The organism is Micromonospora violae, from assembly GCF_004217135.1.
Taxonomy (GTDB): domain Bacteria; phylum Actinomycetota; class Actinomycetes; order Mycobacteriales; family Micromonosporaceae; genus Micromonospora; species Micromonospora violae.
This window is the reverse complement of record NZ_SHKK01000001.1, coordinates 4663494-4675368: the sequence shown is the minus strand read 5'-3', so window position 1 is coordinate 4675368 and position 11875 is coordinate 4663494. Positions and strand designations below refer to the sequence as shown.

Annotated in this window: 13 protein-coding genes; 6 read left to right on the top strand and 7 right to left on the bottom strand. The window is 71.2% G+C overall.

The genetic code is table 11. The annotated features are described in order from the left end of the window. Window positions 1-45: 45 nt before the first annotated feature. The 3 genes from EV382_RS20775 to EV382_RS20765 all read right to left on the bottom strand — a co-directional run bounded on the left by EV382_RS20775 (window position 46) and on the right by EV382_RS20765 (window position 1836). Complete coding sequence (locus tag EV382_RS20775; RefSeq protein ID WP_130404349.1) at window positions 46-321, bottom strand: hypothetical protein; 276 nt, start codon at window positions 319-321, stop codon at window positions 46-48. Between the two features lie 223 nt (window positions 322-544). Next, window positions 545-784: a DUF397 domain-containing protein gene (locus EV382_RS20770; protein ID WP_130404347.1), complete on the bottom strand. Its 240-nt coding sequence runs from the start codon at window positions 782-784 to the stop codon at window positions 545-547. Between the two features lie 71 nt (window positions 785-855). Beyond that, window positions 856-1836, bottom strand: coding sequence for a helix-turn-helix domain-containing protein (locus EV382_RS20765; RefSeq protein WP_130404345.1), 981 nt, complete (start codon window positions 1834-1836; stop codon window positions 856-858). A gap of 215 nt (window positions 1837-2051) precedes the next feature. Here EV382_RS20765 and EV382_RS20760 point away from each other — a divergent pair, with 215 nt between their 5' ends. Then, on the top strand, window positions 2052-3344 hold the full coding sequence (locus EV382_RS20760; protein ID WP_130404343.1) for an MFS transporter: 1293 nt from the start codon (window positions 2052-2054) through the stop codon (window positions 3342-3344). A gap of 68 nt (window positions 3345-3412) precedes the next feature. Here the strand turns inward: EV382_RS20760 and EV382_RS20755 are convergent, their stop codons facing one another. Beyond that, complete coding sequence (locus EV382_RS20755) at window positions 3413-3655, bottom strand: mycoredoxin (RefSeq protein ID WP_130404341.1); 243 nt, start codon at window positions 3653-3655, stop codon at window positions 3413-3415. Between the two features lie 92 nt (window positions 3656-3747). Between EV382_RS20755 and EV382_RS20750 the strand changes: the two genes are divergently transcribed. From EV382_RS20750 to EV382_RS20740, 3 genes are all read left to right on the top strand, one after another. Further along, a complete protein-coding gene (locus EV382_RS20750; protein ID WP_130404339.1) occupies window positions 3748-5913 on the top strand; it encodes an ATP-dependent DNA helicase UvrD2 in 2166 nt (721 codons plus the stop codon). 121 nt (window positions 5914-6034) lie between these two features. Further along, window positions 6035-6283, top strand: coding sequence for a hypothetical protein (locus tag EV382_RS20745; protein ID WP_130404337.1), 249 nt, complete (start codon window positions 6035-6037; stop codon window positions 6281-6283). Window positions 6284-6415: 132 nt separating this feature from the next. Then, window positions 6416-6781, top strand: coding sequence for a WhiB family transcriptional regulator (locus tag EV382_RS20740; protein ID WP_130404335.1), 366 nt, complete (start codon window positions 6416-6418; stop codon window positions 6779-6781). A 342-nt stretch (window positions 6782-7123) separates the two neighbouring features. On the opposite strand, the gene EV382_RS20730 is transcribed toward EV382_RS20740, so the two are convergent. The 3 genes from EV382_RS20730 to EV382_RS20720 all read right to left on the bottom strand — a co-directional run bounded on the left by EV382_RS20730 (window position 7124) and on the right by EV382_RS20720 (window position 9962). Continuing rightward, on the bottom strand, window positions 7124-8470 hold the full coding sequence (locus EV382_RS20730) for an ABC1 kinase family protein (RefSeq protein ID WP_130404331.1): 1347 nt from the start codon (window positions 8468-8470) through the stop codon (window positions 7124-7126). After that, window positions 8467-9579 carry a TOMM precursor leader peptide-binding protein gene (locus EV382_RS20725; protein ID WP_130404329.1) on the bottom strand — a complete coding sequence of 371 codons (1113 nt, stop codon included), beginning with the start codon at window positions 9577-9579 and terminating at the stop codon, window positions 8467-8469. The genes EV382_RS20730 and EV382_RS20725 overlap by 4 nt, the downstream gene beginning before the upstream one ends. 212 nt (window positions 9580-9791) lie before the next feature. Next, window positions 9792-9962 carry a DUF5679 domain-containing protein gene (locus EV382_RS20720; RefSeq protein WP_167457767.1) on the bottom strand — a complete coding sequence of 57 codons (171 nt, stop codon included), beginning with the start codon at window positions 9960-9962 and terminating at the stop codon, window positions 9792-9794. Between the two features lie 503 nt (window positions 9963-10465). Between EV382_RS20720 and EV382_RS20715 the strand changes: the two genes are divergently transcribed. Together EV382_RS20715 and EV382_RS20710 are read left to right on the top strand one after the other, a co-directional pair. Further along, a complete protein-coding gene (locus tag EV382_RS20715) occupies window positions 10466-10996 on the top strand; it encodes a M48 metallopeptidase family protein (RefSeq protein WP_130404327.1) in 531 nt (176 codons plus the stop codon). Between the two features lie 224 nt (window positions 10997-11220). After that, on the top strand, window positions 11221-11829 hold the full coding sequence (locus tag EV382_RS20710; protein WP_130404325.1) for a hypothetical protein: 609 nt from the start codon (window positions 11221-11223) through the stop codon (window positions 11827-11829). The last annotated feature ends 46 nt before the right edge of the window (window positions 11830-11875 follow it).

Here is an 11875-nt window from a genome sequence, read left to right as displayed (position 1 = left end):
ACGCGGCGGGGGAGCCGGTCCGACCACGACGGACGACCTGGGGATTCAGGTGCCGGCGCGGCCCGGTCTGTGTCGGAAGGCGGGTCGCGGTTCGATCAGGGGGAGGACCTTGACCCGCTGCTTGCCGGCGCGGACCGCGCCGACGGTGGCCAGGGCGCGGGCCAGCAGGAGTGCGGCGTCCCGGTCCTCGGCGTGCACGATCTGCCGTCGCGGCTCGGGCGTGGTCGTCTCGTCGCGCAGTCGGTGGCCGTCCGCCCAGGCGGCGGCGATGTCCCCGTCAGCGACGGCGCGGATGTCGGTGCGAACGATCAGGAACCGCATGTGGGTCTCCGGATGAACCGCGACGGATGAGCCAGTGTGGAAGTTCCACGCTCTCGAGGGCCATGTTACGCCCCGTGTTCGTCCCAGCAACTGAAACGCGCCTATCGGTTTCGAGCCTCGTCCGATCGGCGGATGGCTGCTCAGCAGGGTCGGCGGGGCTGTCGGGGCGCAACGCGACGGGACCGCCGGCAGTGCGCCGACGGCCCCGTACCCGGTCAGCGAATCAGTTCAGATCGAACTGGCCCTTCTTGGCTCCGCTGATGAAACCGAGCCACCCGGCGCGGTTGAACAGCAGGACCGGGCCGCCCCGGTCCTTGCTGTCGCGCAGGGCGACCGCCGACGGGCCGGCGGCGAGCGGGGCGACCTCCACGCAGTTGGAGGTCTGGCTGCGGGTGCTGGTACGCCACGGGGCGTCCGCCAACGAGTGGGCGGAGACGGACGGCGTGTTGCGGATGTCGTTCATGGTTCTGCTCCTGTGCAGCGATCCAATGGGACGAGTGGTGCTGCACGTCCCGACGGAGAGTCCCCCGTGGATCACCGGTCCGTCAGTCGCCCCGACTCCCGGCGGCGTTGGGGCGGCGCCGTTGCCGGCCCGAACGCCACTGTGGATGGAGGCGTCGCCTCGGTCAGCCGTCCCGTCGCCTCGATCAGCCAGGAGAGGGTGTCCGAGGCGCTAAGTGCCGCCGTGCATAGCCACTCGAACACCACTTTATAGCGATTTAGCGTGATTGCCTCGGTCGACATGACGTCGGTGAAGCCACCTTCGATCGCCAACGTCTCCGGATCGAGGGGATCGGCGAACCGATAGACGGAGAAAGCGGTCGGCGGAAGGTACCAATCGCCGATCTGGGTGTCCCGGAGCAGCACGTGCAGGGCCACGTTGGGCAGCAGCGCCAACTCGCAGAGCTGAAGCAACTGCTCGTGCAACACCTCCGGCGGCCCAGCCCGGCGGCCGAGGGCCGCCTCCTCCAACACCGCGGTGTAGCGGGGAGCGTGCGGCTCCCGGGTCAACAGCGACTGGCGGGCCAGCCGCGCCTGCACCTCGGTCTCCGGCTCGTCGCCGGGCTCCGGCTCACCCGCGCCGGCGCTCACCTGCCGGGCCGACACGATCCGGAGCTGGGCGTACCCGGGGGTCTGCAACAGCCCCGGCACCAGCACCGGGTTGTACTCGGAGATCTCCGCGCAGCCGGCCTCCAACTCGGCCCAGCCGCGCTGTTGCTGCGTCATCACCGGAAAGTTCTTCAACCAGCCGCGCATGTCGCCGGCCTCGTTGGTGATGCCCAGCAGTTCGTCGTGCAGCGCCTGGTCGGCGCCGTAGAGGTCGAGCAGGTCGCTGACGTCCTGCGGGTCCGGTCGGCTGCGGCCGTTCTCCAAGCGGGACAGTTTGGACGCGGAGGCCCAACCGATACGCTCGATGACCTGATCGCCGGTGAGGCCCGCGGCCTCACGCAGGCGGCGCAGTTCGATGCCCAACCGGCGACGACGCAGGATCGGGCTGGGTGCGGCAGGAGGCACAGTGTCCTCTTTCCCGTCGACCGCCGCAGACGCGACGGTAACTGTATGAAATTCGCCCCCCACGGTCAGTATGGACGGCGCGGCCGGTGTCGGAGGTTCCGGCGAGGGCGTGTCTTGCGAAAATCGGACCACGGGAATGCCGGATCACGACGGACCCGCGGTCAGCGGCCCGTCGACCCCGCCCACCTGGGCACGCCATCCCGCCGGAGGGACCCATGCGCACGATCCTGCGCCGACCCGACTTCCGTCTGCTCTTCGGCGGCCTACTGGCCAGCATGACCGCCGAGTCGATCCTGCTGCTCGCACTCGCGATCTGGGTCAAGGATCTGACTGGTTCGAACGGGTTGGCCGGCGCCACGATCTTCGCGGTCATCGCGCCGATGACGCTGGCACCGCTGGTCGGCTGGGTCGTCGACCGTTACCCGCGCCGGCCGTTCTTCGTGGCCGCGAACGTGGTGACGGCGGTCCTGCTCGCCCCGTTGTTCAGCGTCCGCGACGCGGGCGACGTCTGGGTCGTCTATCTGGTGGCCGCCCTGTACGGGCTCTCGTCCATCACGCTCGGCGCGGCGCTCAGCGGGCTCATCCGCGAGTTGGTGCCGGTCGAGCTGCTCGCCGACGCGAACGGCGTGCTCCAGACCGTACGCCAGGGAATTCGACTGGTCGGCCCGCTGGTGGGTGCGGCGCTGTACGCGGCACTCGGCGGGTGGGCGCTGGCCGGGATCGGCATGGTCGGATTTCTGACCGCGGCGGCGGTGGTTACCGCGCTGCCCACCCCGCAACAGGTGCCGCCGGCCGTACGGCTGCGGTGGCCGACCGAACTGGGTGCCGGCCTGCGGCACCTGGCCGGCGAACCGGCCCTGCGGCGGGCCCTGCTCGGCTACGGGCTCGGGTCACTGGTGATGGGCTTCAGTGAGTCGCTCATCTTCGCCTACGTCGACCAGGGGCTGAACCGGGACGCCGCGTTCGTGGGCGTGCTGGTCACCGTGCAGGGCGTGGGTGGGTTGCTCGGTGGGCTCTGCTCACCGACGCTGGTCCGCCGGCTCGGTGAGGTCGGCACGCTGGCCGCCGGGGTCGCCTTCTTCTCGCCGGCCGCGCTCGCCCTCGCGTACCCCGATCTGCGGCTGGGGTTCGCGGCGGTGCTGCTGGCCGGCGTCTCGCTCCCGCTGACGATGGTGGGGTTGCACACGCTGATCCAGCGGCTGACCCCGCCCCCGCTGGTCGGCCGGGTCGCCGCCGCCACCCAGGCGGTGGTCAGCGGGCCGCAGGCGTTCTCCATCGGGGCGGGTGCCCTGCTGGTCGGGTTCCTGGACTACCGGTTGCTGTTCGCGCTGGTCGGGGTGGCCACCCTGGCCGCCGGCAGCTACCTGTGGCGGGGCCGGCACCTGAGCGCGCCGACCGGGGCCCGGCCGCCGACGCCGCCCACCCGCCCGACCCTCCCGGCGCCCCGCCGACCGGTCGAGGACGCCGAGCGACCCGGGCTTCCGGCCCACCGACCGTCGTCGCGGTGACCGTCCCCCGGACACGACGAGCGGCCGCCCCGGGTGGGGCGGCCGCTCGTCGAGAATGAACCGGCAGATCAGGCGTTCAGGCTCTCCAGGTGCTGCTTGACCTGGGTGATCGAGGGATTCGTCAGGGCGCTGCCGTCGGCGAAGCGCAGCGTCGGCACCGTCTGGTTGCCGCCGTTGACACTCATCACGAAGTCCGCGGCCTTCGGGTCCTGCTCGATGTCGACCACCTCGTACCCGATGCCTTCCCGGTCGAGCTGCGACTTCAGCCGGTGGCAGTAGCCGCACCAGGGGGTGGAATACATCGTCAGCATCGTCGGATCCTCCAACTCCTCCGGCCGCGGCTTGCCGATCAAGCCGAGGCTGTTCGCTGTAACGCCGGGGGGAGCTGAGATGATTCCTGGTTGTGGTGGTTCACTCAGCGTCGGAACAGGTGCTCGCCGGGCTGGACCCGGAGCAACGCTCCGCCGTGACCGCACCTGCCGGCCCAGTCTGCATCCTGGCCGGCGCCGGCACCGGAAAGACCCGGGCGATCACCTCCCGAATCGCCCACCGGGCGCTCTCCGGGGAGATCTCCCCCCGACACGTGCTCGCGGTCACCTTCACCGCCCGCGCCGCCGCCGAGATGCGACACCGTCTCACCGTGCTCGGGGCGCACGGTGTCCAGGCGCGGACCTTCCACGCCGCCGCGCTGCGCCAGGTGCGGTACTTCGCGCCCCGGTTGCTGGCCGGCCGCGCCATGCCCGAACTGCTGGACAGCAAGGTGCGCCTGGTCACCCTCGCCGCTGCCCGGGTCGGCCTGCGGACCGACCGGGCCGCCGCCCGCGACCTGGCCGGTGAGATCGAGTGGGCGAAGTCGTCGCTGGTCGAGCCGACGGACTACGTGGTGGCCGCCGCCCGGGCCCTGCGCGACACACCCCACGAGCCGGCGAAGGTCGCCGACGTGTTCACCGCGTACGAGCAGCTCAAGCGCGCGAACGGTGTGATCGACTTCGAGGACATGCTGCGGGCCGCGGTGTGGGGCATCGAGGAGCACCCGGACGTCGGTGAGCAGGTCCGTGGCCAGTACCGGCACTTCGTGGTCGACGAGTACCAGGACGTCAACCCGCTCCAGCAGCGGTTGCTGGACGCCTGGCTGGGCGGCCGGGACGACCTGACCGTGGTCGGCGACGCCAGCCAGACGATCTACTCGTTCACCGGGGCGACCTCCGCGTACCTGGTCGACTTCCCCCGCCGACACCGCCGCGCCACCGTGGTCCGGCTGGTCCGTGACTACCGCTCCACGCCGCAGGTGGTCGGGCTGGCCAACGCGGTGATCTCCCAGGCCCGGGGCACCGAGGCGCGCCTGCGACTGGAGTTGAGCGGGCAGCGCCCACCCGGCCCCGAGCCGGACCTGCGGATCTTCACCGACGAGCCGGCGGAGGCGAACGCGGTGGCCGCCCGCTGCCGGACACTGATCGACGCGGGCACCCCGGCGAAGGAGATCGCCGTGCTGTTCCGGGTCAACGCGCAGTCCGAGGCGTACGAGAAGGCGCTCACCGAGGCCGGCGTGCCGTACGTCGTGCAGGGCGCGGAGCGGTTCTTCGAACGGGCCGAGGTGCGCCAGGCGATGGTCGCGCTACGCGGTGCCACCCGGTCGATCCCCGGCGAGACACCGCTGCCGGCCGCCGTCGTCGAGGCGCTCACCGCCGTCGGTTGGGCCCCGGACGCGCCCCCGGCCGGTGGCGCCGCCCGCGAGCGGTGGGAAGCGCTGTCCGCGCTGGTCCAGCTCGCCGAGGAGTACGCGGCCACCCCCGAGGTCGTGCCGATCGGCGAGGCCGCCTCGGTGGAGCGCCCGGTCACCCTCTCCGACTTCACCGAGGAGTTGGCACGCCGGGCCGCCCAGCAGCATGTGCCGACGGTGGACGGCGTGACACTGGCGTCCCTGCACTCGGCCAAGGGGCTGGAGTGGGACGCGGTCTTCCTGGTCGGCCTCGCCGAGGGCACCCTGCCCACCACGTACGCCAAGACCGTCGAGCAGGTCGAGGAGGAGCGTCGGCTGCTCTACGTCGGGATCACCCGGGCCCGGGAGTGGCTCTGGCTGTCGTACGCCGCCGCGCGCTCGCCGGGCGGACGGGCCCGGCGGCCGTCGCGGTTCCTTCCCCAACTGGACCGTTCCGGCGGCACTGAACGGGCGACCGGCGGCACCGGTCCGACCCGCCGTCCCGAGCGGCGGCGAACCCAGATCGTCTCCTGTCGGATCTGCGGCGCCACCCTGCTCGCCGGCCCGGACCGCAAGCTCGGACGCTGCCCCACCTGCCCGTCCGACATCGACGATGAGCTGCACGAACGGCTGCGCGAGTGGCGGCAGCGGGTGGCCGGTGCGCAGAAGGTCCCGGCGTACGTGGTCTTCACCGACGCGACCCTGATCGCGTTGGCTGAGCGGCGACCGGCCCGGTCCGAGGAGCTGATCGCCATCGCCGGTATCGGCCCCCGCAAGCTGGGCCTCTACGGGGAGTCCGTGCTGGCCCTCGTGGCCGGTGCCGGGGTGGACGACGTCTGCCCGGAGAAAACTTTCGAAATCTCGTCGTAAATTCGTTTGCCCTCGCCCCGGCGCGAGGAATAGCCTCAGGACACACCACGCGAGCGGCGCCATTCCGGCTGCTCACGGGGTCGGTCCAGTCGATTCGAGGAACGTGAGGGAGGTGGCCACCGTGAAGATCTTCACCTATGAGCGTCTGACGGCGATGCCGTCTGTCTGCGCTCCGCTGTCGGCTGTCCGGGTGGCCCTCACGGCTGCACGACCGTCGGTTCCGCAGGTGCACCAGGTTCAGGCCGAGCTGACCCTGACCGTCGCGCCCGTCGGAGTCGAGGGGACCAGTGGCACCACGGGCATGGGCATCAATGACGTCAAGAAGCGCATGGATGTCCGCGGCGTTCCACCTCGAGGTAGACCGGTCTGACCATCAGACTCCGGCTCACCTCGAGGCCGCGGAACCCGCTTACCGGGATCCGCGGCCTCAGTTTTTTTGCCCCGCCGTAAGTACGTCGGAATGCGATCCACGAGATCGAAGTGAGAGAGAGGTGACCGGGAGATGAGTCTGGCGTTGGCCCCCCTCGACGTGAGCGTCGAGATGGAGGCGAACCTGCCCTGCCGGAAGTTCGACCCCGACCTGTGGTTCTCCGACTCGCCCACCGAGCTCGAGCTGGCCAAGTCGCTCTGCGGGGACTGCCCGCTGCGCGTCGAGTGCCTGGCCGGAGCCGTTGAGCGAGCGGAGCCGTGGGGCGTCTGGGGCGGCGAGATCTTCGAGCGTGGCGCGGTTGTCCCGCGTAAGCGGCCCCGTGGCCGTCCGCGTAAGGAGGACGTCGCCCGTGACGCCGCGCTTCGGGTCGAGGCCGAGGCGCGCCTGGCGGCCACTGGGCTGTCCGAGGTGCGTGGCGCGGTCCGACTGGCAGCCTGACATGTTCCCGACCCGTCCCAACTACACCGGTACTACGCCGGCAGTGAGTGAGAAAACGATGTTGAACATTCCGAGTGGTGCCTTCGAGATGCAACTACTCCACGAAGCGTTGACCCGGGCTCGAATGCGCCGGCCTCAGGCCGGTCGTACCACCACGAGCACTGAGGCAACCCGATCCGCCCGTACCGTCGCCATGACCGGCCGCAACCAGGCGGCTCGCGACCTGGGCGTTCTCTAGTACCACCCCACTGAGAAGGGCGGGTGCCGACGGCACCCGCCCTTCGCCATGTCGTCAGGCGTCGACGTGGTCAGGCGTCAACGTGGTCAGGCTCTTCGACGTGGTCAGGCGACCGGGGCGAAGCCGGGCAGCCAGCGTTCCAGGATGCTCCGGTAGGGGGCCTTCGCCTCCAACTGGCAGAGCACCCCGATCGACCCGAGCGTCACCCGGTGGATCAGCAGGTACGACGGTGGCAGGTTGAGCTGCCTGCTCAGCTGGTACGTGGGAGAGCGAGGGCTGGCCAGTCGACCCGCCTCCGCCCGGAGCCAGGCGCGGGTGAACCGGAAGCCGTCCGCCGCGATCGGCTCCAGCATGGGGCGGATGAAGTCGAGCACCCCCTCGGCGTCGATCTCGTCGGCCGAGCCGATGAACCCCTCCGACCGCAGCCCCGCCACGACCTCGTCGGCGTCGCCGCGCAGAGCTGTCGCGGCGATCCGACCGATCGGCTCCGGAGTGCCCTCCGGCATCCGGGCCACCGCACCGAAGTCGATCACCCCGAGCCGACCGTCGGGCAGCAGTCGGAAGTTGCCCGGGTGCGGGTCGGCGTGCAGCAGCCCAGCGCGCTGCGGCGCGGAGAGGTGCAGGGTGGCCATCAACCGGCCCGCCTCGTCCCGCTCCTCCTCGGTGCCCTCGCGAATGATGTCGGCCAGCGGGGTGCCCGTCACCCACTCGGTGACCAGCACCCGGGGCGACGCATCAACCACCTGCGGGATGTAGATCTCCGGGTCGTCGGCGTACGCGGCCGCGAACGCGCGCTGCGACTCGGCCTCCAACTCGTAGTCCAACTCCTCGGTGATCCGTTCGCGCAACTCGGTCAGGAGCGGCTTGACGTCCAGACCGGGCTGGATGGCCCGGAACATCCCGCCCAGTCGGGAGAGCTGCTTGAGGTCGGCGAGCAGCGCGTCACCGGCCCCCGGATATTGGATCTTGACCGCGACGTCCCGGCTGTTCGGTGCGCCCGTCTCGTCGAACCCCGGCTCGCGCCAGCGCGCCCGGTGCACCTGGCCGATGCTCGCGGCGGCGGCCGGGACGTCGTTGAACTCGACGAACAGCTCCCGCCAGTCGGGGCCGAGCTGCTCGGTCAGCACCTTGTGCACGCTGGCGACCGGCAGCGGTGGCGCCGCCTCCTGCAACTTCGTCAGCGCCTGCCGGTACGGCGCGGCGATCTCCTCCGGCAACGCCGCCTCGAAGACCGACAGCGCCTGGCCGAACTTCATCGCCCCGCCCTTGAGCTGGCCCAGGACGCTGAACAGCTGTTCGGCGGTGCGCTGCTGAATCTCCGCGGAGATCACGTCGGAAGCGAGCCCGGTGACGCGCTTTCCCATCCCGAGAACGGTCCGGCCGGCGAAGCCGAGCGGCAGGGCGGCGAGCTTGGCGGTGCGGGACACGGCGCGGCGCGGGATGTCGGTCACTCGGTCATTGTTACCGACCGAAGGGCTCCGCTGCTGCTCTGCGGCCGGGCTGGTGCGGACACTCGCCCCGGCGAGCACCCACATGCCGGGTGTGGCGGCCATCCCCGACGACGGAAACGGCCGGCACCGGTGATCTCCATGGCACCGCCCAGCGTCTCCGGCTGTCCGCCGTCCAGGTGCGTCAGGGCTTCGGTCAGCGCGTACCCGCAGGCGGCGAGCAGCGTGCCGGTCGTACCGGCGGCCACCGGCTCGGCGGCGGCGAGTTGAGCGGCGAGCCGCGGCCAGTCCGGGTCGCGGTCGGCCCGGTGCAGCTCGACGCAGTGCAGACAGGGCCCGGCGGGCGGGCGAACCAACGGCCCGATCACCGGTACGCCCTCGCGCAGCGTGACCAGCAGGTGCGGCTGCCGGCGCTGGGCGAGACCGGCGGCGAGCAGCGCGGGAGGCCGGTCCGTGCCGAGCTGGATCACCAGGTCGATCCGCCCGGCGCGGCTCGGGTGGGTGCCGGTGCCCGGTGCGACGCGGTTGACCGCAGCCCGCACTGCCGGCGCCAGCGGGCGACCCAGTTCGGTGGCGGGAATGCCCGTGCCGATCAGGTCGACGGGGCGCACCGTACCGGTGAGCTGGGGAACGACCTGGCCCACGCCGGACTGGGCCAACGCCACCGTCAGCGGCCCGCCGAGCGCCCCGGCGCCGGTGAGCAGGACGCGGGCCGCCCTGCGGCGACGCAGGACCTGCGCCGGGGTGCCGGTCAGGCGAGCGGCGGCCAGGGCCAGCGCGCCGGCCTCCGCCGCGAGCCGGGCACGGGCCGGGCCGGTCAGGTCGCGGGGGAGCAGGCTGTGCGCGGGCACCAACAGGCCGGCGGCCCGCAGGGTGTCGAGCAGGGTACGCGCGTCGTCGGCGCTGACCTGGGCGGTCGCCGCCTGGGCCAGCACGGTGCGCTCGCTGCGGGTGCCGTCGAGCAGGTCGAGCAGCTGGGCGGCGCGCGGGTTGGCCAACTCCAGGAGGACGGCCGGCCCGGGGCCGACGCCGAGCTGGAGGGTGTGCCGGTCCCGCCAGAGCCGGTTGAGGCCGGGCAGCAGGGTGGGGCGGGGCAGGACGGTACGGCTCATGGCCACGAATCGTGACCGTACCCTCGCGTTCGGTCGATCGTTGTCCACAGGTGGTCAAGCCGCTGTCCAGCGCTATCCACAGGATTTGACGGGTTTTCCACAGCCCGCCGTCCCTGTTGTCAGCCACCCGACAGGGCTACCGACGCCACCACCCAATCAGCAACGGGGGTGGGGTGGCCGATGGCCACCCCACCCCTGTTCACTCGTTCAGGTCAGACCTTGGCCTTGCCCAGGATGCGGTTCACTGTTGTTCCGCATACCGGACACTTGCCCTTGGCCATGTTCATCCCGGTCTTCGAGACCTCGACGTGCCCCTCGAAGTCCCGCTTCTCCTTGCACTTCACGCAGTAACCGTTGTAGGTCGTCTGGGCCTGGTCGGCCACGGTGCCCTCCTCGTCTCGTCCGCCGGTCAATGCCGTCCCGGCGGGTTGCCCGGCGGCGGGCCACACGGGGCGCCGGCGCTGGGTCTCACTCCACGGCCACCTTCGTGACCGCTGGTTCGCGGACCCTACCCAGGTCTGGGCAGTTCCATGTCAGCTGTGCATCGACACTGTGAGCAAGTCGACGTCGAGAGTGTGCATGGCGAAATAGGTCGGATAAGTCAGTTTGGCGGGGACACGCCGACCAAACCCTGACAGCCACCCGTGCGAGTGCCCCCGCGGCGGCGTTCGGGACGGTGATCACCTACGGTGGGGGACGCGCATCATCGTCGTTCACGAAGGGTGACGAGATGGCGTGATGGCGCTGCGGTCAAGAAATTTTCGGGACGCCTGGCGACCAATCACCATTTTCTGGGCGCGTGTCGCGCGGTTGACTCTTGCGGACCCCTGGTCAATGGGCATTAGCTTTCCCTCGTGACACGTAGCCGAGGCTGCGCGGGCCAGTGATGGCGGGGACGCGTAAGCCGGTCGTCGAGGTGCGGCGCAGTCAGCGCCGACGACGTACGGTGTCCGCGTACCGTGACGGTGAGCGAGTGGTCGTCCTCATCCCCGACCAGTTCTCCCGCGCCGAGGAGAGCGAGTGGGTTGACCGGATGCTCGCGCGACTCGCCGCCCGCGAGGGGCGCCTTGCCCGCTCCGACGACGAACTGGTGGCCCGCGCCAACCGGCTCATCGACCTCTACCTCACCGAGTACGCCACGAAGGCGGTGCCGGCCAGCGTCCGATGGGTCACCAACCAGAACGGCCGGTGGGGCTCCTGCACCCCGGCGGACCGCAGCATCCGCATCTCGCACCGCGTCCAGGAGATGCCCGAATGGGTGATCGACTACGTGCTGCTCCACGAGTTGACGCACCTCATCGTGCCCAGCCACAACGCCCGGTTCTGGGCGTTGGTCGGTCGCTACCCCAAGTCGGAACGCGCCCGCGGCTACCTCGAAGGGGTCGCCGCCGCCTCCTGCGCACCGCTCCCCACCTGATCGGGGCGTCGGGTCGAGCGTGGGCTGACCGGCGAAAGGTCTTGATCAACTCGGTTTTCTGAATACCGCGCTATCGGCGGCTCCCGGACACCGCGACTTTCATAAATTCGAGTCGATCACGTCGCCAAGCCCTGCCGGGCCGTCCCGGGTCGGGCTGAGTCGGCTCAGGTCGGTGGGCGGGGCGGCCGGGGTGGGCGCGTCGGGTGGGGCGCTAGGGTCAGGGGATGGCGCGACGAGTGGTGGTGGCGTTGCTCGGGCCGGTGCACTGGTCGCCGCCCGGCGTTGACCTGGCGCAATGGCGAGCGGCGCTCGCGGAAGACGTCATCGACCTGCTGGCCACGCTCAACGAGGTGGAGGTCGCGGTCGCGGTGACCCCGGCCGACCGGGATCTGGCCGATGCGCTGGTCTGGCCCGGCACCGCCGTGTACGAGGTGGCCGAGCCGACGCCGAACGCCGTGTTCGCCGCGCTGGAGGGGTACGACCAAGCGGCCGTACTGGTCAGTGACGTGCCTGACCTGCCCGCACTGACCGTCGGCAAGCTGCTGCGTCCACTCACCACCCGCCCGGTCGCGGTGGCCCCGGTCGAGGGCGGCGGCCCGGGTCTGCTCGGGGTCGCGGTACGTCTGCCCGCGCCGAACTGGCTACCGAGGCTGGAGCTGGACACGGCGACGCCGGCTGAGGCCCGTGCCAACGCCCCACGACCGGGTGACGTGGCGGTCACCGCCGGCTGGCGACGGCTGCGCGGTCCGGCCGACCTGGCCACGCTGGACCCAGCCTTCGAGGGTTGGGAAGCGACCCGCGCCCTTCTCTCCGGATCGGCCCGCCCGGCCTGAGCCGTCGACCCGGCCCGGCCTGAGCCGTCGACGCGGCCCGGCCTGA

What these genes read in the sequence shown, in the direction of transcription:
- EV382_RS20775 (WP_130404349.1), bottom strand. Translation starts at nt 321, where the DNA reads ATGCGGTTCCTGATCGTTCGCACCGACATCCGCGCCGTCGCTGACGGG.
- EV382_RS20770 (WP_130404347.1), bottom strand. Translation starts at nt 784, where the DNA reads ATGAACGACATCCGCAACACGCCGTCCGTCTCCGCCCACTCGTTGGCG.
- EV382_RS20760 (WP_130404343.1), top strand. Translation starts at nt 2,052, where the DNA reads ATGCGCACGATCCTGCGCCGACCCGACTTCCGTCTGCTCTTCGGCGGC.
- EV382_RS20755 (WP_130404341.1), bottom strand. Translation starts at nt 3,655, where the DNA reads ATGCTGACGATGTATTCCACCCCCTGGTGCGGCTACTGCCACCGGCTG.
- EV382_RS20740 (WP_130404335.1), top strand. Translation starts at nt 6,416, where the DNA reads ATGAGTCTGGCGTTGGCCCCCCTCGACGTGAGCGTCGAGATGGAGGCG.
- EV382_RS20725 (WP_130404329.1), bottom strand. Translation starts at nt 9,579, where the DNA reads ATGAGCCGTACCGTCCTGCCCCGCCCCACCCTGCTGCCCGGCCTCAAC.
- EV382_RS20715 (WP_130404327.1), top strand. Translation starts at nt 10,466, where the DNA reads ATGGCGGGGACGCGTAAGCCGGTCGTCGAGGTGCGGCGCAGTCAGCGC.
- EV382_RS20710 (WP_130404325.1), top strand. Translation starts at nt 11,221, where the DNA reads ATGGCGCGACGAGTGGTGGTGGCGTTGCTCGGGCCGGTGCACTGGTCG.